General features: G+C 72.7%; 19 protein-coding genes. 9 read left to right on the plus strand and 10 right to left on the minus strand.

The window, feature by feature from the left end; genetic code table 11:
* Nucleotides 1-109: 109 nt before the first annotated feature.
* Both ACSDR0_RS42255 and ACSDR0_RS42260 read left to right on the plus strand, forming a co-directional pair.
* Nucleotides 110-457 carry a DUF742 domain-containing protein gene (locus ACSDR0_RS42255; RefSeq protein WP_435294622.1) on the plus strand — a complete coding sequence of 116 codons (348 nt, stop codon included), beginning with the start codon at nucleotides 110-112 and terminating at the stop codon, nucleotides 455-457.
* Nucleotides 438-1,013: a GTP-binding protein gene (locus ACSDR0_RS42260; protein WP_435294601.1), complete on the plus strand. Its 576-nt coding sequence runs from the start codon at nucleotides 438-440 to the stop codon at nucleotides 1,011-1,013. The genes ACSDR0_RS42255 and ACSDR0_RS42260 overlap by 20 nt, the downstream gene beginning before the upstream one ends.
* Before the next feature lie 107 nt (nucleotides 1,014-1,120).
* Here the strand turns inward: ACSDR0_RS42260 and ACSDR0_RS42265 are convergent, their stop codons facing one another.
* From ACSDR0_RS42265 to xylA, 6 genes are all read right to left on the minus strand, one after another.
* Nucleotides 1,121-1,492 carry a DUF742 domain-containing protein gene (locus ACSDR0_RS42265; RefSeq protein ID WP_435294602.1) on the minus strand — a complete coding sequence of 124 codons (372 nt, stop codon included), beginning with the start codon at nucleotides 1,490-1,492 and terminating at the stop codon, nucleotides 1,121-1,123.
* Entirely contained in the window at nucleotides 1,489-1,878 is a 390-nt protein-coding gene (locus ACSDR0_RS42270) for a roadblock/LC7 domain-containing protein (RefSeq protein WP_435294603.1), read from the minus strand. The genes ACSDR0_RS42265 and ACSDR0_RS42270 overlap by 4 nt, the downstream gene beginning before the upstream one ends.
* A gap of 189 nt (nucleotides 1,879-2,067) precedes the next feature.
* Nucleotides 2,068-4,266, minus strand: coding sequence for a sensor histidine kinase (locus ACSDR0_RS42275; protein WP_435294604.1), 2,199 nt, complete (start codon nucleotides 4,264-4,266; stop codon nucleotides 2,068-2,070).
* Nucleotides 4,267-4,408: 142 nt separating this feature from the next.
* Nucleotides 4,409-5,062, minus strand: coding sequence for a DUF998 domain-containing protein (locus ACSDR0_RS42280; RefSeq protein WP_435294605.1), 654 nt, complete (start codon nucleotides 5,060-5,062; stop codon nucleotides 4,409-4,411).
* A 257-nt stretch (nucleotides 5,063-5,319) separates the two neighbouring features.
* The gene (gene xylB / locus ACSDR0_RS42285) at nucleotides 5,320-6,702 is read right to left on the minus strand and encodes a xylulokinase (RefSeq protein ID WP_435294606.1); all 1,383 of its coding nucleotides are present in this window, start codon (nucleotides 6,700-6,702) and stop codon (nucleotides 5,320-5,322) included.
* Nucleotides 6,699-7,850, minus strand: a complete 1,152-nt coding sequence (gene xylA / locus ACSDR0_RS42290) for a xylose isomerase (RefSeq protein WP_329088673.1) — start codon at nucleotides 7,848-7,850, stop codon at nucleotides 6,699-6,701. The genes xylB and xylA overlap by 4 nt, the downstream gene beginning before the upstream one ends.
* Nucleotides 7,851-7,928: 78 nt before the next feature.
* Here xylA and ACSDR0_RS42295 point away from each other — a divergent pair, with 78 nt between their 5' ends.
* Complete coding sequence (locus tag ACSDR0_RS42295) at nucleotides 7,929-9,095, plus strand: ROK family protein (protein ID WP_435294607.1); 1,167 nt, start codon at nucleotides 7,929-7,931, stop codon at nucleotides 9,093-9,095.
* Between the two features lie 155 nt (nucleotides 9,096-9,250).
* Here ACSDR0_RS42295 and ACSDR0_RS42300 read toward each other — a convergent pair whose 3' ends face one another.
* On the minus strand, nucleotides 9,251-9,712 hold the full coding sequence (locus tag ACSDR0_RS42300; protein WP_435294608.1) for a MarR family winged helix-turn-helix transcriptional regulator: 462 nt from the start codon (nucleotides 9,710-9,712) through the stop codon (nucleotides 9,251-9,253).
* A gap of 71 nt (nucleotides 9,713-9,783) precedes the next feature.
* On the opposite strand from ACSDR0_RS42300, the gene ACSDR0_RS42305 reads away from it, so the two are divergent.
* A complete protein-coding gene (locus tag ACSDR0_RS42305) occupies nucleotides 9,784-10,293 on the plus strand; it encodes a VOC family protein (RefSeq protein ID WP_435294609.1) in 510 nt (169 codons plus the stop codon).
* Nucleotides 10,294-10,509: 216 nt separating this feature from the next.
* Here the strand turns inward: ACSDR0_RS42305 and ACSDR0_RS42310 are convergent, their stop codons facing one another.
* Together ACSDR0_RS42310 and ACSDR0_RS42315 are read right to left on the minus strand one after the other, a co-directional pair.
* The gene (locus tag ACSDR0_RS42310; protein ID WP_435294623.1) at nucleotides 10,510-11,472 is read right to left on the minus strand and encodes an asparaginase; all 963 of its coding nucleotides are present in this window, start codon (nucleotides 11,470-11,472) and stop codon (nucleotides 10,510-10,512) included.
* A 146-nt stretch (nucleotides 11,473-11,618) separates the two neighbouring features.
* Nucleotides 11,619-12,455: a hypothetical protein gene (locus tag ACSDR0_RS42315; protein WP_435294610.1), complete on the minus strand. Its 837-nt coding sequence runs from the start codon at nucleotides 12,453-12,455 to the stop codon at nucleotides 11,619-11,621.
* A 529-nt stretch (nucleotides 12,456-12,984) separates the two neighbouring features.
* On the opposite strand from ACSDR0_RS42315, the gene ACSDR0_RS42320 reads away from it, so the two are divergent.
* From ACSDR0_RS42320 to ACSDR0_RS42340, 5 genes are all read left to right on the plus strand, one after another.
* Nucleotides 12,985-14,223 carry a sensor histidine kinase gene (locus ACSDR0_RS42320; RefSeq protein ID WP_435294611.1) on the plus strand — a complete coding sequence of 413 codons (1,239 nt, stop codon included), beginning with the start codon at nucleotides 12,985-12,987 and terminating at the stop codon, nucleotides 14,221-14,223.
* On the plus strand, nucleotides 14,214-14,855 hold the full coding sequence (locus ACSDR0_RS42325) for a response regulator transcription factor (RefSeq protein ID WP_389916702.1): 642 nt from the start codon (nucleotides 14,214-14,216) through the stop codon (nucleotides 14,853-14,855). Before ACSDR0_RS42320 ends, ACSDR0_RS42325 begins: the two co-directional genes overlap by 10 nt.
* Nucleotides 14,856-14,859: 4 nt before the next feature.
* On the plus strand, nucleotides 14,860-15,663 hold the full coding sequence (locus tag ACSDR0_RS42330) for a hypothetical protein (RefSeq protein ID WP_435294612.1): 804 nt from the start codon (nucleotides 14,860-14,862) through the stop codon (nucleotides 15,661-15,663).
* A 275-nt stretch (nucleotides 15,664-15,938) separates the two neighbouring features.
* Nucleotides 15,939-16,568, plus strand: a complete 630-nt coding sequence (locus tag ACSDR0_RS42335) for a TetR/AcrR family transcriptional regulator (RefSeq protein ID WP_435294613.1) — start codon at nucleotides 15,939-15,941, stop codon at nucleotides 16,566-16,568.
* A 276-nt stretch (nucleotides 16,569-16,844) separates the two neighbouring features.
* Complete coding sequence (locus tag ACSDR0_RS42340; protein WP_435294614.1) at nucleotides 16,845-19,256, plus strand: GH1 family beta-glucosidase; 2,412 nt, start codon at nucleotides 16,845-16,847, stop codon at nucleotides 19,254-19,256.
* A gap of 188 nt (nucleotides 19,257-19,444) precedes the next feature.
* Here ACSDR0_RS42340 and ACSDR0_RS42345 read toward each other — a convergent pair whose 3' ends face one another.
* Nucleotides 19,445-23,074: an nSTAND1 domain-containing NTPase gene (locus ACSDR0_RS42345; RefSeq protein ID WP_435294615.1), complete on the minus strand. Its 3,630-nt coding sequence runs from the start codon at nucleotides 23,072-23,074 to the stop codon at nucleotides 19,445-19,447.
* Nucleotides 23,075-24,098: the final 1,024 nt, after the last annotated feature.

Below are 24,098 nucleotides of genomic sequence, written 5' to 3' on the forward strand. Positions count from 1 at the left end.
ACGCCTCAAGATCTACAACCGTCACGAGACATAAATGATCGGCAAACCGATCTATCCGCGCAAGCGCCGTTGCAGTATTAGATCCCCGAGCCCGGTGCTGGAGGTCCGGATGACCCACTGGATGGACGAGGAGGCCGGGCCGGTCGTCCGGCCGTACGCGCTCATCGGGGGTCGCACCCGCTCCTCCGGCGACAAGCTTGACCTGGTCGCGATGGTCACCTCGACTCGCGGCGCTCCGTCCGGGGGGTTCGTCCCAGGCCCCGAACAAGAGCGCATCCTCACCATGGTCACCACTCCCACCTCGGTCGCCGACGTCGCCTCGGACCTCAACCTGCCACTCGGCGTGGTCAGGGTCCTTCTCGGCGACCTGCAGGACCACAAGCTCATCTCGATCGGGCGCGCCTCCGCGAGCGAGCGCATTCTCAAGGAAGTGATCAATGGACTTCGGGCCCTCTGACGAACCCGTCGCCCTCAAGATTCTCATCGCGGGTGGCTTCGGGGTGGGCAAGACCACGCTTGTGGGCGCCATCAGCGAGATCCGTCCGCTCCGCACCGAGGAGGTCCTCTCCGACCGCGGTATCGGCATCGACGACGTCGACGGCGTCGAGGGCAAGACCACCACCACGGTCGCGATGGACTTCGGTCGCATCACGATCAGGGAGGGCCTGGTCGTCTACCTGTTCGGCACCCCGGGCCAGGAACGGTTCTGGTTCATGTGGGACGAGCTGTCCTACGGCGCGCTGGGTGCCGTGGTCCTCGCCGACACCCGTCGGCTGACCGACTGCTTTCCCTCGATCGACTACTTCGAGCAGCGCGGCACGCCGTTCATCGTGGCCGTCAACTGCTTCGACGGTGCCGACCGGCACGAGGCGGAGGACGTACGCGTCGCCCTGGACCTCGACGTGGACGTGCCGGTGCTGCTCTGCGACGTGCGACGCCGCGTCTCGGCGAAGACCGTGCTCGTGACGCTCGTGGAGCACTCCCTGAAGGTGCTGACGGCCACCCAGAGCTGAGGAGCGGGCCGGGGTGCTCCCCCGGCCCCCGGCGCCGGGGGCCGGACGTCGGCCAGGACGCTACGGCCTGGAGGCGGGCGCGCCGGCCGGTGAGGCCGCAGGAGAGTTCACAGCGCCCTCAGGCCGCTGATCAGTTCCCTCAGAAGGTTCTCCGGGGGCATGGAGGCGGCGGGAAGCGGCGACCGCACCAGGATCAGGCCCTGGTCCAGCAGGTCGCCCAGGAGAACCCTGATCACGCCGACCGGCAGGCCCGCGTCCGAGGCGATCTCCACGATCGGGCGCGCCCGCCTGACCAGGTTGAGCAGCCGCCGGTGCTCAGAGCCCAGGTTCGCCCCCGAGGCGATCGGCGTTCCCGTCGCCACCGCCATCGCGAGCATGTCGAACGCGGAGGAGGACGCCCGGGTGCGTCCACCGGTCATCGCGTAGGGGCGGACGACGGGACCGGCCTCCTCGTCGACCCACTCGACGTCGTCTTTCATTGGCCCGCCATCCGGGGGCCGGTGGCCAGGTGCTGGCCGACGCGGGTGACCAGGCGGGCCATCTCGTAGGCGATCAGGCCCACGTCGGCGGCGCCGGTGGTCATGACCGACAGGCAGCTTCCCTGGCCCGCGGAGGTGACGAAGAGGAACACGGAGTCCATCTCCACCATCGTCTGGCGTACTGCACCGCCGCCGAACTGCAGGCTGGTGCCCTTGGCGAGACTCTGGAAGCCGGAGGCGACCGCCGACAGGTGCTCGGCGTCCTCCTTGCTCAGACCTCGGGACGAGGCCATCATCAGCCCGTCGTTGGACAGGATCAGCGCGTGCGAGACGTCCGCCACACTCGTGACGAAGTCATCCAGAAGCCAATAAAGCTCACCCGGCACGTGGTTAAACCCCTTCCCCTCTGATGATCTCGATGGCCGCCGGCCCCCACCGGCTCGGTGAATCCGTTCCCGTCGCTCCGCCCCCGCGGGCGCCGCCGGGCAGCGCCCACGGCCTCCGGCCGGGACCCGGATCTGGTTCTGGTTCTGGTCGCGGTCCCGCGGACGCGCTCCGGTGCTCACGGTCCGGGCTCATCGCTTGGCACCGCCGTCCTCGTCGTCGGCACGGCCACGCTGCCAGCCGGACTGCAGGGTGCTCATCAGCGCCCTCGCCTCCTCGGGCGACCGCCCCTCGACCTCGGCCTCGGGCGGCCGGGGCTCCTGGGCCCGGCGCGGCGGCGTGTTCGCCTGCCGCACCCGGCGGGGCAGGCCGTCGGCGCCGCGCCGCATCGGCTTCCACAGGTCCGCGGGGATCGGGACCTCACCGGAGTCCCCGGGCCGCTCCGCCCTCTGCTCCGCGGATCCGGGCCGCACGCTGATGACGGTGAGCACCGGCGGCTCCTCGATGGGCTCGGGGTCCCCGAGCAGCTGCTCGGGGATGAGGACGACCACCCCGGTGCCACCGTACGGCGAGGCTCGCAGCGCCACCTCGACCCCGTACCTGGCGGCCAGCAGCCCGACCACGGCGAAGCCCAGCCGGTCGGTGTCGGCCGGGTCGAACTCCGGCGGGCTGGCCAGGCGCTCGTTGATCGCGGCGCGCTTGTCCTCGGTCAGCCCGAGTCCCCTGTCCTCGATCTCGACCGCGAAGCCCCGCCCGACGAGCTCGCCCCGGACCGAGACCTGGCTGCCCGGCGGGGAGAAGACGGTGGCGTTCTCCAGGATCTCGGCGAACAGGTGCATCATGTCCGCGGCGGCGTTGCCGACCAGGGTGGTGCCGCCCGTCGGGTAGATCCGCACCCGGGCGTAGTCCTCGACCTGGGCGGCGGCCCCGCGCAGCACGTCCTCCATCGGCACCGACGAGCGCCACTTGCGGCCCGCGGCCCCGCCCGACAGGATCACCAGGCCCTCGGCGTGGCGGCGCATGCGGGTGGTGAGGTGGTCGAGCCTGAAGAGGTTCTCCAGCGCCGCGGGATCCTCCGCCTGCTTCTGCATGCCGTCGAGCAGCTTGAGCTGGCGCTGCAGCAGCGACTGGCTCCGGCGGGCGAGGTTGCGGAAGGCCTGGGAGACGCCCTCGCGCAGCCTGGCCTGCTCCACGGCGGCGTCCACGGCGCTGCGCTGGACGCTGTTGAAGGCGTCGGCGACGTCGTGGATCTCGCTCGTGCTGCCCGGCGGCTTCAGCGCGGGCGCCTCGGCCTCCACGTCCACCCTGTCGCCTCGGCGCAGCTTCTCCATGACCCTCGGGAGCCGCGTCTGCGCGAGCTCGGCGGCGGCCCGCCGCACGGCGGCGAGCTCCTTGGTGATCCCGCTGCCGACCCGGTACGAGACCAGCAGCGACGCGACGACCGCGATGAGGCCGAGCACGCCGATGACGCCGGCGCGGACGAAGACGCCGACGGCCACGGGCGTGGCCTGCTCGACGAGCGCGGGGGCGGCCGCCGTCAGGGACCGCTGGTAGGCGGCGTCCAGCGCGTCGCCGGCGGCGCGCCAGTCGGTGGACCGCACCTCGGCGCCGGTCAGCAGGTGGTTCTCGAGGGTGGTGAAGCGGGCGTACGTCGAGGAGGCGATCATGTCCGAGAAGGGGGCGCGCAGCTCGGGCTCCAGGTCCGGGAGCGCCTGGTCCATGAGGAAGATCCGGTTGGCGGCGAGCCGGGTGAACAGCCGCATCTCACTCGGCGTCATCGGGCTTCTGAGCGCCAGCGCGCCCGTGGCGAGCGCCCGCTCGCGGCTGAGCAGGTCCATGGCCTGGTTGATCATCGTGATGCCGCGCGACTGGCGGTAGAGCGAGAGATCGTTGCTGAGGCTCAGGGTGTTGAAGAGCCGGCGCAGGGCGTCCGGCAGCCGGGTGAACTCCTGGGAGAGTCCCACCGGGCCGATCCGCCCGGAGTCGATCCTGGCGCGGATCGCGTCGAGCCCGTTCACCTGCCGCATCAGCTCTTCGTGGCGCATCCTCATCTCGTCGGACATCGCCGCCTGCGCCGCTTCCCCGGTCGTCTGCCGCCGCAGGCGGGCACGGGCCTGGTCGGTGACCGCGCGCTGCCCCGCGAGGGTGTCGCGGTCCGCGTCGGAGCGGGTGGCCAGAAACTCGGCCGACAGGATGTGCTCACGCTGGACCGCGATGCCCAGCTCTCCGGCGGGCTTGCCGATGGAGTCGTACAGCGTGCCGACGGAGAGCAGGCTCACCGAGTCGCCGACGGTCACGGCCGTCGCGAAGCCCCACAGCGCCACCAGCGAGACGAGGGGGATGACCAGCAACACCGAGACCTTGAACCGTATAGACCTGCTCGATGCCATGTCACCTCAGCGGTTCGCTCTCGGAGCGCCGGGGGAAGGCCCCGGACGATCTCTAGATCGCCGACGAGAATAGCACTGGCGGCTCCTGCTATTTGTAGCCTATTTGTGACATGTCATGAAAGAGTTTTCAGAAGTGAGTGAGTCAGCCGAGTGCGGCGCGTGATGCGGAAGTGGCGCCGCCCCTCGCCCAGGTCAGTCGCGCGAGCCGGACGGCCAGCACCCCGACCAACGCGACCTCGGCACCGAGCAGGGTCCACTCGACGAGCCCGACGAGCACCCCTTCCCCGGGAAGCATCACGTAGGTGAGCGCCAGCAGTCCGAACCCCCCGGCCAGCGTCAGCCACTCCACCGGCCTGGCCACCGCCCGCCACCGCTCGTCCTCGCCGAACCGCGCCACCATCAGGCCGCCCGCCGCGGGCACCGCGGCCAGCACGGCGATCGACACGTAGCAGTACGCCTGGGCGATCAGGTCGGTCCCCGTACCGGGAAGGGCCGCGGGCACCACCGCGAGCACGATGAGCCCCGCGCCCCAGAGCAGTGTCAGCCGCTCGGCCAGGACACCCACCGGCGCCCCCACGGCCCGCAGCCCGGCGACCACCGCGAAGGCCGCGACCCCCAGCGCCGTCATCGCGAACCCGGTGGCTCCGGTGCGGTCCAGCGCGGCGTACTCACTGATCGTCAGATCGAGCGGGTTCGGGTAGAGAACCGGGTCGGCCTGTCCCGCGACGGCGGCCACGACGGCCACGACGATCCCGGCACATGCGATCAGGGGGTAGAGCCTCTTCGACGCGAGCATGCGCTAAGACTGTCCGCCAAAGGACGATTCAGACATCCGGCGGCCCCCTGATCCAACCCTGAGCCGTCCCTGAGACGGCCGTTGAGGGGCCGCCCCTCCGAACCTGTGAAAGGGCGGCCCCCGTACCCGTGAGAGGCCGTTCCAGCGGCCCCGTGGGGCGACCCGCGCCGGGGCGGTCCCCGCGTCAGGGCGGGGATGGCGGACCGCCCCGGCGGGCCACCCCGGCGAAGGCCGCGGACCCCGGCCCGGCCCGCGTCTCAGCGGAGGCCGCGGACCTCGGCGTAGCGTGCCCTGACCTCCGGTGCGGGATCGGCCTCGTAGTGCTCGACCTTGCCCGCCTCCCAGGCCGGGGGCTCGTCGCCACCGAGCGACCAGGCGGCCTGTCTCGCCGCTCCGTCGGCGACGTACTCCCCGGCCTCGGGGACGACCACCGGCCGTCCGAAGACCGCGGGGGCGATCCGCCGTACGGCCTCCGACCTGGCGCCCCCTCCGATGAGCAGCACCCTGGACGGGTCGAGCCCGAGGGCGTCGAAGGCGTCGGCGAGATGGCAGAGCATGCCCTCCACCGCCGCCCTGGCGAGGTGCGCCGGGGTGGAGGTGCCCAGCGTCAGGCCGTGCAGCGAACCCGTGGCGGTGGGCAGGTTCGGGGTGCGCTCGCCCTCCAGGTACGGGACGTAGACGAGCCCTCCGGCCCCCGAGGGCGCCTCCAGGGCCAGTCTGTCGAGTTCGTCGAGACCGACCCCGAGCGTCCGCGCGGCGGCGTCGAGCACCCTGGCGGCGTTGAGCGTGGCCACCAGCGGGAGGAACCGCCCGGTGGCGTCCGCGAACCCGGCCACGGCACCGGTCGGGTCGGCGCTCGGGCCGGCGGCGACCGCGAAGGCCGTCCCCGACGTCCCGATCGACACCACCACGTCCCCGGGCAGGGCGCCGACCCCGAGGGCCGCCGCCATGTTGTCTCCCGTACCCGGCGCGAGACGCACCGTGCCCGCGCCGGGGACGCCGGCTGCGGGCCGCACCTCGCCCGCGGAGTCGCGGGGCCCCAGTACCTCGGGAAGCCCCGGTACGGCGCCGAAGGCCATCTGGAGGAGGTCGGTCCGGTAGGCCCCGGTCGCGGGCGACCAGTACCCGGTGCCCGACGCGTCGCCCCTGTCGGTGACGAACTCCCCGCCCAGCCGCCAGGTGAGCCAGTCGTGCGGCAGGCACACCCTCGCCGTGCGGCGGGCGGAGTCGGGCTCGTGCTCCGCCAGCCAGCGGAGCTTGGTCACCGTGAACGACGCGACCGGCACGCTGCCGACCGCCTCCGCCCAGCGCTCGGGACCGCCCAGCTCCTCGACCAGGTCGGCGGCGGCTCCGGCGGAACGGGTGTCGTTCCACAGCAGCGCCTTCCTGACGACGTCGCCGGACTCGTCCAGGCAGACCATGCCGTGCTGCTGCGCGCCGATGCTCATCGCCTCGACGCCGTCCAGCCCGCCCGCCCGCGCCAGCGCCTCCTGGAGCGCCTCCCACCAGGCTCCGGGGTCGACCTCGGTGCCCTCGGGGTGGGTCGCGCGCCCCTGGCGGACCAGGGCGCCCGTGCGGGCGTCCCTGATCACCACCTTGCAGCTCTGGGTCGACGAGTCGACCCCGGCCACCAATGTCATCCGCGGACTCCGAGGAGGTAGTCCATGGCGAGCTGGTTGAGGCGCGTGAAGTGGAAGCCGCGCGCGGCCACCGCGTCGAGGTCGAAGTCGTCGCGGTTCAGGTCGGCGATCGTCTCGCCGGGGGCCAGCGTGGGCTCGGAGAGCTCGGCGACCTTGCTCGCGGCGAGCGCCTCGGCGACCTCGGGGTCCGCGCGGAACGCCGCCACCTTCTCCTTCAGGATCAGGTACGTGCGCATGTTGGCCGCGGCCGAGACCCAGACGTCCTCGGAGTCCTCGGTGCGCAGCGGCTTGTAGTCGAAGTGCCTGGGGCCGTCGTAGCCGCCGTTCTCCAGCAGGTCGACCAGGAAGAAGGCGTTCTTCACGTCGCCGTGGCCGAAGATCAGGTCCTGGTCGTAGCGGGGGCCGTGCTGGCCGTTCAGGTCGATGTGGAAGAGCTTGCCGTGCCAGAGCGCCTGCGCGATGCCGTGCGCGAAGTTGAGCCCGGCCATCTCCTCGTGGCCCACCTCGGGGTTGAGGCCGACGCGCTCGGAGTGCTCCAGCTCGTTGATGAACGCGAGCGCGTGGCCGATGGTCGGGAGCAGGATGTCGCCCCGCGGCTCGTTCGGCTTGGGCTCGATGGCGAACCTGATGTCGTAGCCCTGCTCGATCACGTACGAGGTGAGCAGGTCCATGCCCTCCTTGTAGCGGCTGAGCGCGGCCCTGATGTCCTTGGCGGCCCCGGACTCCGCGCCCTCGCGCCCGCCCCAGCAGACGTAGGTGGTCGCGCCGAGCTCGGCGGCCAGGTCCACGTTGCGGATGACCTTTCGCAGCGCGTAGCGGCGGACGTCGCGGTCGTTGCTGGTGAAGCCGCCGTCCTTGAAGACGGGGTGGGTGAACAGGTTCGTGGTGGCCATCGGGACCTTGAGGCCGGTCTCGGCCAGCGCCTTCTTGAAGTTCGCGATGGCCCTGTCGCGGTCGGGCTCGACGGCGAGCAGGTCGTCGTCGTGGAAGGTGACGCCGTACGCGCCGAGCTCGGCGAGCCGGTGGACGCTCTCCACCGGGTCCAGCGGGGCCCGCGAGGCGTCCCCGAAGGGGTCACGGGCCTGCCAGCCGACTGTCCACAGCCCGAAGGTGAAGCGGTCTTCGGGCTTGGGGGTGTAGGCGCTCATTTGCGTTCCTCCGATTTAATCCACTTTATGGACTTAATATGGATCGAGGTGGTGGGATCGTCAAGAGGTGGGTGTTCCATGACACAGGCCGTACGCCACGACTCGATGCGCGCCCGCAACCTCGGCGTGGTCCTCGGCGAGGTCCGCAGGAGCGGTCCGATCACCCGGGCGGCGCTGGCCGAGATCACCGGGCTGACCAAGACCACGGTGTCGAAAATGGTCGGCGACCTGATCGAGGCGGGCATGGTCGCCGAGTCGGGCGCGCTCAGGGACGGCGAGCGGGGGCGGCCGGGCACGGCCGTGGCGCTCAGCGGGCGGCGGGTCGCCGCGCTCGGCCTGGAGATCAACGTCGACTACCTGTCCGCCTGCGTGGTCGACCTCACCCTGGCGGTGCGGCTCAGATATACACAGGCTGTGGACAACCGTAGGGCCTCTCCTGTGGAAACCCTCTCTCACCTGGAAGAACTCGCCCACAGGGCTGTGGAGAAAGCGCGCGAGGAAGGCCTCTCCATCGCCGGGTCGACCCTGGCGGTGCCCGGCCCCGTGGACGGAGGACTGGTCCACACGGCCCCCAACCTCGGCTGGCACGACGTCCGCGTCTCCGACCTGCTGGGCTTCCCCGTCAAAGTGGACAACGAGGCCAACCTCGCCGCCTTGGGCGAGCTCTGGTTCGGCTCCGTCCCCGGCGACTTCCTGCACGTGTCGGGGGAGATCGGCATCGGCGCGGGCCTGGTGGTCGGCGGCACCCTGTTCCGCGGCGCCCGGGGCCTCGCCGGGGAGCTGGGGCACGTGGTCGTCTCCCCCGACGGCCCGGCGTGCCGCTGCGGCGGCCGGGGGTGCCTGGAGCAGTACGCCGGGCAGGAGGCGCTGCTGAGGGCCGCCGGGCTCGCCGGGGTTCCCGACGGGGTGGCCGCGCTGCTGGCGCGCCTGCGGGCGGGCGAGCGGGGCTCGCTGGAGGCCTGCGAGCGCGCCGGTCAGGCGCTCGGCGTCGCCCTCACCTCGGCGGTGCACCTGGTGGACCCGGGGACCATCGTGCTGGGCGGGGTCTTCGCCCCGCTGTTCCCGTGGATCCGGGGTCCGGCGCACGAGACGATGACCTCCCGGCTGGGTGTGATGCGCCGCGCCGTCCCCGAGCTGACCGTCTCGCGGCTCGGCGGCGACGCCGCGACCCTGGGCGCCGCCGGGCAGGTCATCCACCACGTCATCGCCGACCCCTGGAGCCACCTGGCCACGGCGCGAGCCTGACCGCGACACCGCGACACCGCGACATGCGGCTCGGCCGTCCGGGCCGGTTCAGGCCGCTCGCCGTTCGGGACCGCTCGCCCCCCGAACCTGGCGTCGTCCCCCGGACCGGGCGGGAGCACGGGCCGAGGCGGATGCGCGGGACGGGCCGTGTCCCGTCAGGCGGGGAGGTCGGGGTCGGGCCTGGTGAGGATCGCGGCGCAGATCTCGGCCAGCCTGCGGAGCTGCTCGGGGTCGAGACGGTCGAACAGGGTCTGCCGTACCGCCTCGACGTGGCCGGGGGCGGCGGCGGCGAGGACCGCGAGCCCCTGGTCGGTGAGGATCGCCCAGCTCACGCGCTTGTCAGCGGCGCACGGCTCGCGCCGCACCCAGCCGCGCTCCTCCAGCCGCTTCACCGCGTGCGACAGGCGGCTCTGCGAGGAGTTGACCTCCGCCGCCAGCTCGCTCATCCGCATCATGCGCTCGGGCGCCTCGGAGAGCTTCACCAGCACGGCGTAGTAGGCGTGCGGCATGCCGGAGTCTCGTTGCAGCTGCCGGTCCAGCTCCTCCTGGACGAGCTGCGAGGCGGCCAGGAACGCGCGCCAGGTGCGCTGCTCGTCGTCGTCCAGCCATCGCGTCACGAGACCAGCTTACTTGAACTCTCAACCAAGCGGGGGTAATCTACTTGAGAGTTCAAGTTTTAGGAGGAACCATGCCGGTCCAGCGGCTCAACCACGCCGTTCTCTTCGTGCGCGATGTGGAGCGCAGCGTCGCCTTCTACCAGGAGGCCCTCGGTTTCAGGGTGGTCATGGGTATGCCGGGCGCCACGTTCCTCCAGGCCTCGGGGTCCAGCAACGACCACGACCTCGGCCTCTTCGAGATCGGCGCGCAGGCGGGCCCCTCGGGGGCCGGGCGCTCGACCGTCGGCCTCTACCACCTCGCCTGGGAGGTCGACACCCTCCAGGAGCTGGAGCGGATCGCCCTCAAGCTCGGCGAGCTCGACGCCCTCGTCGGCGCCTCCGACCACTCCACCACCAAGGCCCTGTACGCCAAGGACCCCGACGGTCTGGAGTTCGAGGTCTCCTGGCTGGTCCCCGCCGACCTTCTCACCGAGGAGGTGCTGAGCGGGCGCTCCGGGATCAAGCCCCTCGACATCGCCAAGGAGAAGGAGCGGTACGGCGCCGAGACCCGCGGCGGCCTCGGGGTGTCGATCTTCGTCTGATCGTTCCGGGCGCCCGCCCCTCCGGTCGCCCCGCGGCCCGGCACGCCACGGCGGGCGACGGGCCACGCGGGGACCGAGGTGGGGAAGAGGGGGGTGATCCGGCGAAGGCCTCCCCAGCCCTTCGCCGGATCACGGACTCCACCCACGTGCCCGCGCAGCTCAGGGATACTCCCTTTTTCGCGGTTTTTACCCATCCGTAAATCGTCGCGCGGAGCGTCAGAGCCTGCCGAACCAGTCGCGTACGGCGTCGATCCCGCCGGTGCCGAGGGCGACCATCAGCGCGCACCGCGCCTTCGAGGGCGCCAGGCCGCGGGCTCCGATCGCCCCGACGCCCACGGCGAGCCCCGCGCCGGGGCGCGTCCCGTCGGGCGGGGCCGCGTGGGTGCGGCACCTCGACGCGACGACCACCGGGATCCCCCACTCCGTCAGCTCGGCGATCGTCGTGAAGAGCTCGACCGGCACGTTGCCCAGGCCGGTCCCCTCCAGCACGACGCCCTGGGCCCCGGCGTCCACGACGGCGGTGAGCAGCACGGGGGCGATTCCCGGATAGGTCTTGATCAGGGCGACGTCCGAGGCCGGATCTCCCCCGAACGCGGGCGGCCGGGGCGGCGGGGCGGACAGCGTCTCGACGCGGCCGCCGGTCACCCGGCCCAGCACGGGGAAGGGTGCCGACGAGAACGCCGCGACGCTCGTGGCGTCGACCTCGGTGACCCAGCGGGCGGCGTGGATCTCGTCGTTGAAGCACACGACGGCCCCGGCACCGCGCAGCGCGCCGTCGGCGGCGGCCACGACGGCGGAGGCGAGGTTGCGGGGGCCGTCCGGGGACAGCTCGTCCAGGGAGCGGACGGCGCCGGTCAGCACGATCGCGCCGCGCTCCGCCGCCCGGCCCGCGAGCAGGTCCACGAGGTACGCGGTCTCCTCCAGCGTGTCCGCGCCGTGAGTGATCACGACACCGTCGAATCCGCGGTCCAGGATGGCCGAACGCGCCCTGCGGGCCACCTCCAGCATGGTCGAGGGCGACATGTCCCAGCTGGGCTCCGCCATCACGTCCTCGGCCACCACGTCCGCGGTGACCGCGCCGGGCGGGAGCGCCCGCAGGAGTTCGGCCCCGGACGCGACGCTCGGGCGGTCGGGGGCGTAGGAGTGGGCGATGGTGTCACCGGTCGCCAGCAGCAGCACGCGCTTCAAGGAGGCGATCCCTTCGATGGGCCGCGTTCGGGTCGCCTCTATTTATAACCCATGACTACCCCCATTGGGGTTATCCCAAAGATCGCAAGGTCGCGCGAGATCGCCGAGACGGGATCACGGGGCCACGGGGACCGGGATCAGGGGGTCCGGGGGCGGGGGGTTCGAGGACGCGGGTTTCGGGAGCGCGGGGTTCGTGGGCGCGGGGTTCGAGGACGTGACAGCTCTCCGGCGAGCCCGGCTCCGGGGTCGGCGAACCCGTCGCTCCGGAACAGCGCGTGGGCCGCCTCCCGCGTCCCGTCGTCCTCCCTCGCCCTCGTCACGAACTCCTCGGGCGTCCGCCCCAGCAGGCGCCGCAGCTTCGCGGAGCGCGCCAGCAGGTGCCCGATCAGCTCCGGCTGGGGAGCGAGAGGCAGCGGATCACCCTCCTCGTCCACCAGGCATCCGTGCATGCCCGCGTAGACGTGGCACGAGGGAAGGGCCTCCCCGGAGGAGAGGCGCACGGGGAAGGAACGCGGGGGCAGCGGGAGCCGGACGTAGTTCGGCTCGGTCGCGTCCAGCGCGGCGAGCTGGGCGTCGTCCACCCACGCCACGAACAGGAGCGACGCCCCTGGCACCCTGATGGGCGCGGCGGGCAGGTAGGCGTTCCGGCTGACGTGCGCCGACACCCCCGGGGCGACGCCGTGCACGGTGGCCGGGGCGAGCGGGACGACGGACCGGATCCCGGCGGCGGTGAACTTCCGGTGCAGCTGGCCCGGCGCGGCGTTGGAGCCCACCGCGACCACCGGGTGGCGCGCCTCCACCGGCCCCACGCCGAGACCCGCCAGGTGGTCGGCGAGCCGCACGTCCCGGCTCCCCGGCCGGACCCGCCAGCCGCCGAGGGCGCCGGCCCCCTCGGACATCGGCAGGAAGCGGCCGTCGGCCAGCAGCCCGGCTCCCGGGGGGAGGCGCCCGGGATAGGTCAGGGGCGCGGACATCGGATCGTCGGCGAAAAGCCCGGGAAGGCCGTGGCCGGCGCAGGGTCCGGAGGGGCGGTCGCCGGCGCGGGGTCCGGAAGGGCCATCGTGACCGCAGGACCCGGGAAGGCCCTCGTGGGTGCAAGACCAGGGAAGGCCGTCGCCGGTGCGAGACCTCGGGAGGCCGTCGTGACCGCAAGACCCGTGAAGGCCGTTGTGGGTGCGAGGTCGGGAGAGACCGGGGAGCACGGCCCGCCCAGGAGGCCGCCGGTCCGTCGCCCACCCCAGGCCATGCCGTTCGACATGCTCGCGGGAATCCATTCCCCAAGGGTAGGTCAAGCAGGCAAATTAGGACTTTACCCTACAAACTGGGCCTCACGAAGGGACTGGACCTCACAATCCGGGCCCCGTAAAGAGGAAAGGGCCGTACAACCGGGGACGTACCGTGACGGGAACCCCCGGATCGCGCTCGGGGGGTGGGGTTTGCCCCACCTTTTTCCGGGATACCTCGCCCCTGTGTCCGGGCCGCCGCGGTCCCTACGGTGGTCCTATGACCGGCATCGAGGTGACCACCCCCTGGGAGAGGATCAGCGCCCACTGGTCCACGCGGGCCTGGCTCCGCACCGCGCACCTGGTGACGGGCGTGCCGATCGCCCTGCTGGGCACGATGGCGATCTCGGCGCTGGTGACGGCGTCGGTGCTGCTGGTGTGGACCGTGGTGGTCCCCGTGATCGCGCTGCTGCTGTTCTTCTGGGTCGTCCGGCTGCTCACCCTGGTGCAGCGGTCCCGGTTCGCCGCCTTCCTCGACGTCGACATCCTTCCTGTCCCGCGCCGCCCCCTGAGCATGAACCCGTTCCGGCGGCTGTTCCAGGAGGCCAGGACGCGGAGCACCTGGCGCCGGCTCTCGTACCACCTGCTGACGCCGCTGATCAGCGGCTTCGGCGCCGTATCGGTCGTCGGGGCGTGGGCGGGCGGGCTGGTCACCGCCGGGCTCGCCGTGCGGTACTGGGCGATGGAGGAGAGCTGGCGGAGCGTGGCGTTCGTCCTCGCCTCGGGGAGCCTGCTCGTCGCGGGGCCGTGGGTGGCCCGGGGGTTCGCGGCGCTGGACGTGATCGCCGCCGAGGCCCTGCTCGGTCCCAGCCTGAGCGACCAGCTGGTCCAGCGGGTCGAGACGCTGCGGGAGAGCCGCGCCGAGGTGGTCGACGCCGCGGACGCCGAGCGCCGCCGCATCGAGCGGGATCTGCACGACGGCACCCAGCAGCGGCTGGTGTCGCTGGCGATGAACCTGGGCATGGCCCGCGCCAACCTCACCGACCTGCCCGAGCCCGCCCGCGAGGTGATCGTGCAGGCGCACGAGGAGGCCAAGCAGGCCCTGAAGGAGCTGCGCGACTTCGTCCGGGGGCTGCACCCCGCCGTGCTCAACGACCAGGGCCTGGACGCGGCGCTGTCCGGCCTCGCCGCGCGGGCCCCATTCCCCGTACGGCTGAGCGTCCACATCCCCGAACGCGTCTCTCCCACGATCGAGGCGGTGGCGTTCTTCGTCGTGTCCGAGGCGCTGACCAACATCACCAAGCACGCGGGGGCGTCCGGCGCCGAGGTCACCGTCGACCGCCTCGGCGACCGCCTCCACGTGGCCGTCGGCGACGACGGCCACGGCGGCGCGGACCCCGAGCGGGGGACCGGTCTGCGTGGCCTGTCCCGCCGGGTCGGCTCCGTGGACGGCATCCTGTACGTCGACAGCCCGCTCGGCGGGCCGACGACGATCAGAGTGGAGCTACCGTGCGCGTAGTGCTCGCCGAGGACTCCGTACTGCTGAGAGAAGGGCTCGTCCGCCTGCTCGGCTCGGCGGGCATCGAGGTCGTGGCCGCCGTGTCCGACGCGGAGGGGCTGCTGCGCGCCGTGGACGAGCACGTCCCCGACCTCGTCGTCACCGACGTGCGGATGCCGCCCTCGCACACCGACGAGGGCCTGCGCGCGGCGCTCGTCCTGCGCCGCCAGCGGCCGACGCTGGCGATCCTCGTGCTCTCCCAGTACGTCGAGGAGCGCTACGCCACCCAGCTGCTGTCCACCGCGACCAGCGGGATCGGCTACCTGCTCAAGGACCGGGTGGCCGACGTCGAGGAGTTCCTCGACGCGCTGCGCCGGATCGCCGCCGGGGGCACCGCCCTGGATCCCGAGGTGGTCGCCCAGCTGCTGCTGCGCAGGCACAGCGACCCGCTGGACCGGCTGACCCGCAGGGAGCACGAGGTGCTGTCGCTGATCGCGGAGGGCCGCTCCAACACCGGGATCGCCGAGGCCCTGGTGGTGTCCGAGAGCGCGGTCGGCAAGCACATCAACAACATCTTCACCAAGCTCGACCTCTCCGGCGCCGACAAGGACCACCGCCGGGTGCTCGCCGTCCTGCGATTCCTGAAGGTTTGAGAGCATGCCGATGCGAAACAACGCCCGAATCGCCTGGCTGGTCATGGGAGGGGCGCTCACCGCGCTCGCCGTGGCCTTCACCGCCCTGGCCGCGTGGGCCGAGATCATGACGGTCCGCCGGAGCATCGAGACCACGCTGCAGTCCCGGGCTCTCACCGCGCCGGGGATCGTCGTGGAGACCACGGGCCACGTCAACATCTCGGTCGTGCCGGGAGCGGCGAAGCGGCTGGATCTGGAGCGGACGCTCTTCTGGACCCTGGACCGGCCCGTGGTCACCGAGGATTGGGACGGGCGGACGCTCAGGCTCGACGTCCACTGCCCCGGCGGCGACCATCCCGACGGCTTCGCCTGCCAGGCCGACTACGTCCTGCGCGTGCCCGCCGCCACCGACGTCGAGGCGGTATCCCGGCGGCTCGGGACCGTGTCGGTGAGCGGGGTCCAGGGCGACCTGCGCCTCTCCACCACCGTGGGCGACGTGGTCGTGGACGGCACGGGGGGCGCGCTGCGGGTACGGGCACAGGCGGGGAACGTGGTCGGCACCGGCCTCCGGTCCGCCGAGACCGACGTCGAGACCGGTACGGGAAGCGTCGACCTGAGGTTCGCCGCCCCTCCGGGCAACGTCGGCGCCGTGGTGACGACGGCCGGGAACGTGATGGTCAGGGTGCCGGACGGGGAGGCGTACGAGGATGGCTACAACGTGCGGACCGACGACGGGAAAGCGACCGTCGAGGTGCGCCGCGACTCGGCCGCCCCTCGGCGGATCACCGCCCTGACCGGGTCGGGCGAGCTGAGCATCCTCCCCTCCTGACCCGGGGCCTCCCGCTCCGTGAGCTCCGTGAGCTCCGTGAGCTCCGTGAGCTCCGTGAGCTCCGTGAGCTCCGTGCATGAGTCCTGTCAGCCCCATGGAGTCCTGCGAGTCTCGTGAGTCCTGTGAGTCCTGTGAGCCCCGCGAGCACGACGCGGCGAGGAACGCCGTGGCCCGCGACGCCTCTCCGGGAGGGCGGAGCGTCGCGCACGCAGGTTTGACCAGTTCAAAACCAACTCCAGGGCGCCTCCGCCCTCGCGGAGGACTTGAATCGAGTCATGACTCCCGCCGACGACCCGCAGAGCCGGGCGGTCATCGACATCGCGGCGCGGCTCTTCGCGGCTTTCGGTCACGACGGCACGTCGCTGCAGGGGATAGCGGAGGCGGCCGGGGAGGACCTGGCGTGGGTGCAACGGCGGTTCGGCGACAAGCACGACCTCTACCTCGCCGTCATCGACCACGCCGGCCGGGCGGAACGGGCCGTCGTGGAGGAGGCGCTCAGCGAGCTCCCCGCCGCCGACGCCGGGGGAGTCGCCGCCGCCGTGTACAGGCTCTCCGAGCGCTACCTGGAGTTCTGCATCACCAACCCGCAGGTCCCTGCGCTGTGGATGCACCGCTGGCTCGGTGACGCCGCCGACATCCCCGACCTGGAACAGGCCTACTCGATCCCCCTCATCAACTTCACCCGCGACGCGCTGCGCTCCGCGGCCAGGGCCGGACTGATCGACGACCAGGTGGACCTGGACCTGCTGGTGCGTACGCTGATCTGGAGCGTGTACGGGTTCCTGCACGGCGAGACGCTCGCCGACGCGGACCGTTCCGTCGCCGCCGACCCGCAGGCGCGGCGACGCTTCCTGGCCCATCACCGCCAGCTGGTCGATCGCATGCTGAGACTCCCCGGCGCCTGAGAACGGCCTTCTTCGGCTCCGGAACGGCCCCTGCTGACTGATTTCCCATGAAATATCGCGATATGTCCATACCGTCGGTGGCATCGGTTACTGTGTCGCCGATCATGAACGCGAGTGAGATGGGAGCGTGCCCACGCGGCGGGGAAACCCCTAGACGTCAGGCCGCGACCGCGCTCATGATGTCGGTGGGACGCTTCCACCGGCCGGGACGACGGCGACCCCGCCACCGCCCCGCGCGTCCTGGCAGTCGCGAGAACCGACGGGGGTTTTCGAAGGATGACCGCAACGACCACCTCGGCCCGGGGTGAGACCCTGGCCTTTCCCCAGGGCTTCGTCTGGGGGGCGGCCACCGCCGCGTACCAGATCGAGGGCGCCGCGCGGGACGGGGGGCGCGGCCCGTCGATCTGGGACACGTTCTCCCACACGCCGGGCAGGATCGCCGACGGCCACACCGGCGACGTGGCCTGCGACCACTACCACCGCTACGCCGGCGACGTCCGCATGATGGCGGAGCTGGGCCTCGGGGCCTACCGGTTCTCGATGTCGTGGCCCAGGATCCAGCCGTCGGGCTCGGGACCCGCCGTCGCCGCCGGGCTCGACTTCTACGACCGGCTGGTGGACGAGCTGCTGGCGGCCGACATCACGCCCTACGTGACGCTCTACCACTGGGACCTCCCCCAGGCCCTGGAGGACCTGGGCGGCTGGACCAACCGCGACACGGCCTACCGCTTCGCCGACTTCACCCGAATCGTGCACGACCGGCTGGGCGACCGCGTCGGGACGTGGATGACGATCAACGAGCCGTGGGTGTCCGCGGTGCTGGGGTACGGCATCGGCATCCACGCGCCGGGCCGCGCGTCGGCGGCGGAGGCCTTCCGCGCCTCCCACCACCTCCTGCTGGCCCACGGGCTGAGCGCCCGGGTGCTGCGCGACGCGGGCGCCCGCGAGATCGCCCTCACCCTGAACCTCACGCCGGTGATGACGCCCGGCCAGGTGAGCGACCCCGACCTCGTCCCCTCAGCCGAGGACGCCGAGGCGGTGAACCGGATCGACTGCCTCATCAACCGGCAGTTCCTCGACCCCGCCCTGCGCGGGAAGCACCCCGACCCGGTGCTCGCCATCATGGAGCGCATGGGCGGGACCGACCACATCCGCGACGGCGACCTCGAAACGATCAACCAGCCCATCGACCTGCTCGGGATCAACTACTACACCCCCTGCGTCGTACGGTCCGAGCCCGGCGAGCCGGCCAACGCCGCCTACCCCGGCAGCGAGGACATCCTGTTCAGCGGCACCCATGCCCCGACGACGGCCATGGGCTGGGCGATCGTGCCGACCGGGCTCTCCCAGCTGCTCACGCGGCTCTCGCGCGACTACCCCGAGGTCGGCCTGCTCGTCACCGAGAACGGCGCCGCGTTCGACGACGTGGTGGCGGGTGACCGCGTGCACGACGCCGACAGGACCGCCTTCTTCGAAAGCCACCTGAGGGCCGCGCACGCCGCGATCGAGGCCGGTGCCGACCTGCGCGGCTTCCTGGTCTGGTCGCTGATGGACAACTTCGAGTGGGCCGAGGGCTACCACAAGCGCTTCGGGATCGTGCACGTCGACTTCGAGACGCAGCGGCGGCTGCCCAAGGACAGCGCGCTGTGGTACCGCGAGGTGATCCGGCACAACGGGCTGCACCGCGAGCGCGCCAGGCGCCCCACCCTGGAGGCGGTCGCCGCCCGCGCGGGCGTGTCGAGATCGACCGTCTCCCGGGTGATCAACGGTGAGGGCACGGTCAGCGACGAGTTCCGGGCGATCGTCATGCACGCCGTCAACGAGCTGGGCTACGTCCCCAACTCGGCGGCCCGCAGCCTGGTGACCCGGCGCACCGACTCGATCGCGCTGGTCCTCTCCGGCTCCCCCGCCGGGGCCCGCGCCGACGACCCGCTGTTCTCGGCGACCGTCCGCTCGGCCACCCGGGAGCTGGAGGAGTCGGGCAAGCGCGTCACCCTCATGCTCGCCGACTCGGCGGCCGGCCGGCTCCGGGTGGAGCAGTACGCCGCCTCGGGGCACGTCGACGGGGTGGTGCTCGTGTCGGCGCACGGCGCCGACACGCTGCCCGCCGCGCTGGCCCGTACGGGCATCCCCGTCGTGTCACTGGGCAGGCCCGCGGTGGCGGCGCACACCCCGTACGCCGACGTCGACAACGTGGGCGGCGCCGTCTCCGCGGTCGCGCACCTGCTCGCCAGGGGACGGCGGCGGATCGCCGCGATCGCCGGGCCCCCCGACGCGATCGCCGCGCAGGAACGGCTCAGGGGATACCGCGAGGCCCTGCGCGACACCGGGCATCGGTCGATCATCGCCGTCGGCGACCTCACCCTCGCCTCGGGCGCGGACGCGATGCGCCAGCTCCTGCACGACGACCCGGCGCTCGACGCGGTCTTCGCGGCGGGCGACCTGATGGCGATCGGCGCCCTGCGGGTGCTGAGCGAGTCGGGACGGCGGGTGCCGGACGACGTCGCGATCGCGGGGTTCGACGACATCGAGGCCGCCTCCTACGCCGTGCCCGCGCTCACCACGGTGCGCGTGCCCGTGGAGGCTCAGGCGCGGGCGGCGGTGCGCCTGCTGCTCCGCCAGATCGACGGCGGGCCCGTGTCGTCGACGATCCTGCCCACGGAGCTGGTCATCCGGGAGTCCGCCTGACACGGTGACCGCGATCGGCGGACCGCACCGGGTCCGCCGAGCCCGTGACGATCCGCGTGCCTGAGCGTGGAGGGCCCACAGACCGGACGAATGGCGCACAGGCCGGACGGAAGGCGCGCAGGCCGGACGGAGGACGCGCGAGCCGGACGGAGGACGCGCGGGCCGGAGTGGCGGAGGGGGCGCGGTGGTCAGCCGGATGCCTGCAGGAGGGCTTTGCGCTCGTCCGGGGTCAGCTCGCGGACGGTGTGGTCGCGGGCGAGCCTGAGCACCTGCTCCATCGGGCCGCACACGTCGCACCGCCAGACCCGCACGGTGGCGTCGCCGTGCGCGGTGACCAGGTGACGGCCGTCGCGCCCGAACCCCACGCTCTCGACGGAGGCACCGTGCCCCTGGAAGACCACGGGCTCGCCGCGGCCGGTGGCCGCCCAGATCCTGACGGTGTTGTCGTTGCCGCCACTGGCCACCCACTGCCCGTCGGGGCTGAAGGACACGCTCCACACCAGACCCTGGTGGCCACGGAGCACCACCGGCTCGCCGCGCCCCGAGACGTCCCGCACCCGGACCGTGCCGTCGTTGCCGCCGCTGGCCACCCGCCGCCCGTCGGGGCCGAAGGACACGCCCCACACCAGACCCTGGTGGCCACGGAGCACCACCGGCTCATCGTGTCCCGAGACGTCCCACACCCGGACCGTGCCGTCCTCGCCCGCGCTCGCGACCCGCCGCCCGTCCGGGCTGAACGCCACGTACCTGACCACTCCCCGGTGGCCGCGGAGCACGAGTGGCTCCCCGCGCCCCGCGGCGTCCCAGACACGGGCCGTGCCGTCGTTGCCCGCGCTCGCGACCCGCCGCCCGTCCGGGCTGAACGCGACGCTCCACACCAACCCGAGGTGGCCGTGGAGGAGCACCGGCTCGCCGCGTCCCGCGGCGTCCCAGACGCGGACCACGCCGTCCTCCACCGCGCCCGCCACCCGCCGCCCGTCCGGGCTGAACGCCACGTCGAGCGTCTCCCCGCCGCCGGGGCGCAGCACGACCGCGCTCCCCTGGCCGGTGACGTCCCCGACGCGGATCGTCCCGTCACTGCCCGCGCTGGCCACCCGCCGCCCGTCGGGGCTGAGTTCGGCGCTCCAGACCTCCCCGGTGTGACCGCGCACGATGGTGGCGTCGCCCGCCGCCACCACGTCCCACATCCGCACGGTGCCGTCGTCGCTCGCGCTGGCGAGCGTCCGGCCGTCGGGGCTGAACGCGGCGCTCCACACCGTCCCCCGGTGGCCGCTCAGCACCAGGGGGGCGATGGTGCCGCCCGCGCCCCAGACATGGACCGTGCCGTCGTTGCCGACGCTGGCGACCCGCCCGTCCCGGCCGAACGCCACCCCCTCGACGGTGCCGTCGTGCCCGCGCAGGACCTTGGAGGAGCCGTCGTGCCCGCGCCGAACCCCGAAGGAGCCGTCACCGGGCACCACGTCCCACATCCGCACGGTGCCGTCGGTGCTCGCGCTCGCCAGGCGCCTGCCGTCCGGGCTGAACGCCACGCCCTCCACCGAGTTCTCGTGACCGCGCAGCACCGTGGGCCTCGTCCCGCCCTCCGGGTCCCACAGCCGCACCGTGCCGTCACCGCCCCCGGTGGCCAGGCTTCTGCCGTCCGGGCTGAACACCACACCCAGGACCCGCCCCTCGTGACCGCGCAGAACCTCGGGCGCGTCACCTCCGGCCAGGTCCCACACCCGCACCGTGCCGTCGTCGCCGGCGTCGGCCAGGCGCCGCCCGTCGGGGCTGAAGGACACGTTCCAGACCGGCCCCTTGTGACCGCGCAGAACCTCGGGCGCGTCAGCACCGGTCAGGTCCCAGAGCCGCACCGTGCCGTCGATGCCTCCGGCGGCCAGGTAGCGCCCGTCGGGGCTGAACGCGGGGCTCCACGCCTCGCCGTCGTGTCCCCGCAGCACGACCGGGTTCCCCGCGAGGCCCCGCCCGTTCACCTTCCACACCCGTATGGTCCCGTCACCGCTGCTCGTGGCCAGGAGGCGCCCGTCAGGGGAGAAGACGGCGCCGCAGACCTTGCCGCCGGCGACGGGCAGGATGAAACTCACCCGGGAGTCGGCGACGGCCTGCCTGAGCACCGAGGCGGCCTCGACCGTGGGGCTGACCTCGTACGCCCGCCGGGCCATCAGCAGGCCGAGCTGGGGGTCGAGCTGGAGCTGGCCGCGCGCGTCGGCGGCGAGCTGGCGGGAGTAGGCGAGCTCCTGCCCGTGCCGGGCCCGGTCCGCCATGACGAGGGCCATCACGGCCAGCGCGCAGACCACCACTCCGACCACCGTCGCGCCGATCAGCAGCAGCCGGGCCCGCCTGCCGGTCGCGGTGCGCTCGCGGGCCTCGCGCGCCCGCGCGGCCTCCAGGAAGGCGCGCTCCAGGTCGTTGAGCCGGTCGAGTTCGCGGCCCTCCCAGGCGGTCAGGCGTATCCCCCGGTACAGAAGCTCGTCCTCGCGCCCGTGCTGCCCCCACTCCGTGGCCGCCTCGGTGAGGCGCCGGTGGAGGCGTACGAACTCCCGGTCCTCGGCGAGCCAGCCCCGCAGCCTGGGCCAGGAACGGATGACCGCCTCGTGCGCCACCTGGACACTGTCCTCGTCGACGCTGAGCAGCCGGGCCTCGGTGAGCCTGGTCAGCACGGTCGCCACCGCCGTACCGTTCGGGCCGGACAGCAGCTCGTCGGGGGCGACGCGGCGGCGGGTGTCCTGGGTGCCCTCGCCCAGTGCCGTCAGGCGCAGGAACACGTTCTTGACCAGGTGGCGCTCCTCGTCGCCGAACTCGTCGTAGACCCGCTCGGCGCTCTGCGCGATGGCCCCCTGGATGCCTCCGGCCGCGCGGTACCCGGCCAGCGTCATCGCGTCACCCCTGCGCCGCTTCCACGTCTCCAGCAGCGCGTGCGAGAGCAGCGGCAACGCCCCCGGTTCCCTGCGGCAGTCGCCGAGGATGGCCTCCACCAGCGCCCTGTCGACCCTGAGCCCGGCGCGGACGGCCGGTCCCGTCACCACCTGCCGCAGGTCGTCCTCGTCCATGGGCCCGATCAGCAGCTGCCGGTCGCGCAGCGCGGCCACCAGCGGCGGGTGCTCCGCGCACCTGGCGTAGAAGTCCGCGCGGACTCCCAGGACCACCCGCGCCCGGTCGCCGTCGTCCGCCGCGGCGAGCAGCCAGTCGAGGAAGGCCACCCGTTCCCTCTCGTCGCCGCAGAGCGTGAAGACCTCCTCGAACTGGTCGACCACGATCACGGCGCGCGCCGACCTCGGCCGCCCCTCCAGCAGCTGCCTGACGTCGAGGCGGGCGCTCACGTGCTCGGCCGTCAGCCCGGCGTGGAGTGAGGAGGCGCTGACACCCGTCGCGTTCGCCAGGCCTATCGCGAGCTCCTCCAGCGGATGCTCGCCCGGGGTCAGCAGCAGCGTCGGCCACGCCTTGCTCCCCGGCAGGGCCCCGCCCCACAGCGCCGGCAGGAGACCCGCCCGCAGCAGCGACGACTTCCCGCTCCCCGACGGGCCGAAGACCGCCAGCAGGGAGGTGCCCTCCAGCCGCGCGCACAGCTCGGCGACCAGATCCTTTCGCCCGAAGAACCGGTCGGCGTCGCCGGGGTCGAAGGTCACGAGTCCCAGGTACGGGGCGTCCTCGCCCTCCTTGGCCCGCTCGGCGGCGTCCGCGGAGGCGAACTCCGCGGCCAGCGTCCGCCACCGCCTCTCCCAGACGGCGGGGTCGCCGCCGCACGCCTCGACGTAGGCCAGGGTCACCGCGAGCGTGGGGAAGATCTCCCCTCCGGCCGCCTCCGACAGCGCCGTCACCGAGTAATGCGCGCGACGGGACAGCTCACGGTAGCTCGGCCTGCCCGCCGCTTCCCGCAACTGCCGTAATTCCGACGCGAACCTCTGTAGCGGGCTCGCGTCGGGATCGATAGCCCTCTCGGGTCGCCCCATTCAGCCCCCGGCGGCGTGCTTTCTCCAGTAGCTCGATTCTGGACAAGCGAGATGCAACCATGCCTGACCGGATGGGTCTAGGGGGTGGGCCGAATCACCGAATCGGCGCCCATGAAAAACGACGTCGCCGGCGGACGCCTCGCCCCCGCACCGGCCCCGGTGAATAACGGTGCGGGGGCTTTCGTGCCGCCCTTTTCGGTATCGCTCTCACACGATCCGACGGCGAAACGTCGGCCTCTCCGTTCCCCGGCGGAGGGCCGGCGGCCGGATTCCGCCCGAGGGGCCTCGGCCTGCGGACCGAGGCCCCTCGGGCGGAATCCGGTGCCCATGGGTAGTACCGCGCGTCGCCCGGCCGCGTTCCCCGTCACGCCTCTGAGAGGTGAGGGGAGTGGTCAGGGAAGCCGGGGTGGCTTCGCGGGAGGGCGGGGACGCGGGGGTGTACGCAGATGTGAGAGGCACCGTCGCGAGCAGGGGCGCGGCCGGGGACTCGGATCGACCGGGGGGTACCCGGCGCGACTGTCTCCCATGTCGTGTCCCTTCGGTCGGCGGGCCGTACCCTCTCTGTCTAACGGTCCTGGCTTTGTCCAGCACAGTTCTCGCGAACTGGACAAACAACGTGACCTGGCAGGTGGGAAACGGGACGGGAAGACGGGGGCGCGGGCTGAAGACGAGGAGGGCCCGCCGGGGCGGGGCGGGCCCTTCACGTTTCGCGCCCCGAGCGGAGCGGACTTTCCGGCCTTGTGGGCGGGCTCGGCCGGGCTCGCGGGCGGGCCCGCATGCCCTACGGCCTGTCCCCCGCCCCGAACTCCCGGTTCCCGGATTCACGAGGTCCCGCCCTCACGGACGGGCTGGCTCGCGTCCCTCCTTGACGGACCCAGTAGCTTTCCTCCCG

It is taken from the genome of Streptosporangium sp. G11, assembly GCF_051192615.1.
GTDB lineage: Bacteria > Actinomycetota > Actinomycetes > Streptosporangiales > Streptosporangiaceae > Streptosporangium.

What these genes read in the sequence shown, in the direction of transcription:
- ACSDR0_RS42255 (WP_435294622.1), top strand. Translation starts at nt 110, where the DNA reads ATGACCCACTGGATGGACGAGGAGGCCGGGCCGGTCGTCCGGCCGTAC.
- ACSDR0_RS42260 (WP_435294601.1), top strand. Translation starts at nt 438, where the DNA reads ATGGACTTCGGGCCCTCTGACGAACCCGTCGCCCTCAAGATTCTCATC.
- ACSDR0_RS42265 (WP_435294602.1), bottom strand. Translation starts at nt 1,492, where the DNA reads ATGAAAGACGACGTCGAGTGGGTCGACGAGGAGGCCGGTCCCGTCGTC.
- ACSDR0_RS42275 (WP_435294604.1), bottom strand. Translation starts at nt 4,266, where the DNA reads ATGGCATCGAGCAGGTCTATACGGTTCAAGGTCTCGGTGTTGCTGGTC.
- ACSDR0_RS42280 (WP_435294605.1), bottom strand. Translation starts at nt 5,062, where the DNA reads ATGCTCGCGTCGAAGAGGCTCTACCCCCTGATCGCATGTGCCGGGATC.
- xylB (WP_435294606.1), bottom strand. Translation starts at nt 6,702, where the DNA reads ATGACATTGGTGGCCGGGGTCGACTCGTCGACCCAGAGCTGCAAGGTG.
- xylA (WP_329088673.1), bottom strand. Translation starts at nt 7,850, where the DNA reads ATGAGCGCCTACACCCCCAAGCCCGAAGACCGCTTCACCTTCGGGCTG.
- ACSDR0_RS42295 (WP_435294607.1), top strand. Translation starts at nt 7,929, where the DNA reads ATGACACAGGCCGTACGCCACGACTCGATGCGCGCCCGCAACCTCGGC.
- ACSDR0_RS42305 (WP_435294609.1), top strand. Translation starts at nt 9,784, where the DNA reads ATGCCGGTCCAGCGGCTCAACCACGCCGTTCTCTTCGTGCGCGATGTG.
- ACSDR0_RS42315 (WP_435294610.1), bottom strand. Translation starts at nt 12,455, where the DNA reads ATGTCCGCGCCCCTGACCTATCCCGGGCGCCTCCCCCCGGGAGCCGGG.
- ACSDR0_RS42320 (WP_435294611.1), top strand. Translation starts at nt 12,985, where the DNA reads ATGACCGGCATCGAGGTGACCACCCCCTGGGAGAGGATCAGCGCCCAC.
- ACSDR0_RS42330 (WP_435294612.1), top strand. Translation starts at nt 14,860, where the DNA reads ATGCCGATGCGAAACAACGCCCGAATCGCCTGGCTGGTCATGGGAGGG.
- ACSDR0_RS42335 (WP_435294613.1), top strand. Translation starts at nt 15,939, where the DNA reads ATGACTCCCGCCGACGACCCGCAGAGCCGGGCGGTCATCGACATCGCG.
- ACSDR0_RS42340 (WP_435294614.1), top strand. Translation starts at nt 16,845, where the DNA reads ATGACCGCAACGACCACCTCGGCCCGGGGTGAGACCCTGGCCTTTCCC.